Below are 2,724 nucleotides of genomic sequence, written 5' to 3'. Positions count from 1 at the left end.
TTTACCAGTTTTGAGGTGGCCAATTACCTAATTTTCAGGGAAAAAGTGCCTAAATTTCCCCCCGATCACTCCCAGATCCAGTACTTTTTGATTGACAAAAGGTCTAAAAGTCTTACCCAACAAGGTTTTTAGATTTATTCAACCAGCCCTAGATAATTTATGAGAACGAACAAAGGAAATTCTAAATCCTCCCGCCCGTTGCGAGTGCCGAGAGGTCGCAGGGACGACCGCCGCCACACCCCCAAGGTAAACCGGACAGGTCTCTATCAACGCGCGATCCGGCAGTCCTTCCTCAAACTCGACCCGCGCATCGCCGTGCGTAACCCGGTCCTGTTCGTGGTCTGGTTAGGAACGATCGTCACGGCCCTGGTCACGATCGACCCGCATCTATTCGGCACGATCGCCGGGGATAGGGGACAACAACGGCTACTTAACGGCATCATCACCCTCATCCTCTTCTTCACGGTGCTGTTCGCCAACTTCGCCGAGGCGATCGCCGAGGGACGGGGAAAAGCCCAGGCCGATGCCCTGCGCTCCACCCGCAGCGACACGATGGCCCAGAAAATCCTTGCCGACGGCTCGATCGAGTCGGTCAGTTCCACGGCCTTGGGTCGGGGCGATCGGGTAAAACTGGTGGCCGGGGACGTGATTCCCGCCGACGGGGAAGTGATCGAGGGAATCGGTTCGGTGGATGAATCGGCGATCACCGGAGAATCGGCCCCCGTCCTCAAACAACCCGGAACCGACATCGCCAGTTCCGTCACCGGCGGCACCAGGCTTCTCTCGGACGAGTTGACAGTGCGGATCACTCAAGATCCCGGCCAGGGTTTTATCGATCGCATGATCTCCCTTGTGGAAGGGGCCGAGCGCACGAAAACCCCCAACGAGATCGCGCTGACGGTACTTCTGGCCGTGTTAACCCAAGTCTTTCTAATTGTCGTCGCCACGATTCCGCCGATCGGGAACTATATCGCCGGTTTCCTGGAAACGAGCCTCGGGCCGGCGGTTGCGGATACCTTTCGGGCCGGTTCCAGTATCGCCATCTTGATCTCGCTCCTCGTCGCCCTCATTCCCACGACGATCGGCGGTTTATTGAGCGCGATCGGCATCGCCGGGATGGATCGTGTGGCTCAGTTTAACGTCATCGCCACCTCCGGGCGCGCGGTGGAAGCCTGCGGCGACGTGAATACCCTCCTTCTCGACAAAACGGGAACGATCACCCTCGGAAACCGACTGGCTGACGAATTTATCCCCGTGAACGGTCATAACCTCGAGGAATTAGCCCGCATCTGTCTAGCGGCCAGCCTTTTCGACGAAACCCCGGAAGGACGCTCGATCATTGCCTTAGCCCGGAATTTGGGCGCGAACCTCGATATCGATGGCCAACCCGGCGAGGGAATCGAATTCTCCGCTCGTACCCGCATGAGCGGCACCGATAGGGCCGGCGAGGAATACCGTAAGGGAGCCGTAGACGCGATTAAAGGTTTCGTCCGTTCCCGCGGTGGTTCCGTTCCCGAAACCCTCGATGAGGCACAGGAAAGGGTTTCCCGTTTGGGGGGGACTCCCCTCGCCGTCTGTCGGGGTAACGATATCTACGGGGTGATCTATCTCAAGGACATCGTGAAGCCGGGATTAAAAGAGCGTTTCGACCAATTACGGCGCATGGGTGTGAGAACGATCATGCTCACCGGCGACAACCAGATCACGGCGGCGGTGATCGCGGCGGAGGCGGGGGTGGATGATTTTATCGCCGAGGCCACCCCAGAAGATAAGATCGAGGTGATCCGTCGCGAGCAAGCCAAGGGCAAGTTAGTTGCCATGACGGGAGACGGAACCAACGACGCACCCGCACTGGCCCAGGCTAATGTCGGTGTGGCGATGAACTCCGGAACCCAAGCGGCGAAGGAGGCTGCCAATATGGTGGATCTCGATTCCGACCCGACCAAGCTGATCGATTTAGTGACCATCGGCAAACAGTTACTCATTACCCGCGGCGCCCTGACCACGTTTTCGGTAGCCAACGATATCGCCAAGTATTTCGCCATTATCCCGACAATTTTCGCTGCCGCTGGGATCGGTGCTTTAAATATCATGGGTTTGAAAAGCACTCAATCGGCGATCGTCTCGGCCCTGATCTACAATGCCCTGATTATCCCCGTTTTGATTCCCCTAGCACTTAAAGGCGTTCAATTTCGCCCGCTCACTGCTGACCAACTATTGCGGCGTAATATCCTCATCTACGGCGTGGGAGGCATGATTGCGCCGTTTATTGCTATTAAGATTATTGATGAGATAATTTCAGCGATCGGGTTGAGGTAATGGGAAAATCGGCAATATTTAAGCCTAGTTTATTCGGATTGAAGCACTCGAATCGGGATTTTAGCCAAAAAGAAACATGGGGTAAAAATCAATTTAACTCCTCATTTCCAGCTTCTTTGTGCGCTTACTTGGATGGGAAAGGACTGAAAAATGTCTATCTGAAACTCGATGAAAATTTAAAAGTTCAACCGGCGGAGTTAAGTACACAAGAGTTATACGGTCTAGCTCCCGATTCCGATAATTTATTTTATGCTTTCGAGAGTCAATTTAGAGGAGGGAGCAAAATGATCACAATCGATTTATTCGCTGGTTGTGGTGGTTTATCTTTAGGTTTCCAGAAAGCGGGGTTTACTATTGTGGCCGCATTTGATAATTGGATACCTGCTATAGATGTCTATAGAAATA

2 protein-coding genes are annotated in these 2,724 nt (G+C 54.0%); both read left to right on the top strand.

Going from position 1 to position 2,724, the window contains the following annotated elements; translation table 11 throughout:
- Nucleotides 1-159 precede the first annotated feature (159 nt).
- Nucleotides 160-2,319 carry a potassium-transporting ATPase subunit KdpB gene (kdpB, locus tag PX481_RS18605; RefSeq protein ID WP_002761775.1) on the top strand — a complete coding sequence of 720 codons (2,160 nt, stop codon included), beginning with the start codon at nt 160-162 and terminating at the stop codon, nt 2,317-2,319.
- A partial coding sequence (locus PX481_RS18600; RefSeq protein ID WP_288095394.1) for a HindVP family restriction endonuclease occupies nt 2,319-2,724 on the top strand: 406 nt, incomplete at its 3' end. The genes kdpB and PX481_RS18600, both read left to right, overlap by 1 nt.

This window comes from Microcystis sp. M53603_WE2, assembly GCF_030065435.1.
Note: the sequence above shows the minus strand (reverse complement) of the source record. Positions and strands in the feature narration are given on the sequence as shown.